This is a genomic window from Oleiphilus sp. HI0080, from assembly GCF_001635135.1.
Map to the genome: position 1 here is coordinate 1 of NZ_LWFU01000960.1, position 295 is coordinate 295.

General features: G+C 46.4%; 1 protein-coding gene. It reads right to left on the reverse strand.

Annotated features, from left to right (window positions below; genetic code table 11):
• Positions 1–295: cytochrome b N-terminal domain-containing protein (locus tag A3751_RS18560; protein WP_197466495.1), on the reverse strand; the 295-nt coding region annotated here is incomplete at both ends.

The following is a 295-nucleotide window of genomic DNA, read 5'->3' on the forward strand; positions in this document are numbered from 1 at the left end:
CCCCAGTAAGACATTTGCCCCCACGGAAGCAAATAGCCCATGAATGCCTCAGCCATCAAGGCTAAGTAAATCGTCATCCCGAAGATCCAAACCAACTCCCTTGGTTTCTTATATGAGCCGTAAAGCAAGCCACGAAACATATGGAGATATACAACCACAAAGAACGCAGAAGCGCCTGTAGAGTGTAGATATCGCAACAACCAGCCATATTCAACATCACGCATGATGTATTCAACCGATGCGAAGGCACCTTCAGCTGAAGGGTTGTAACTCATGGTTAGCCAAATACCAGTCA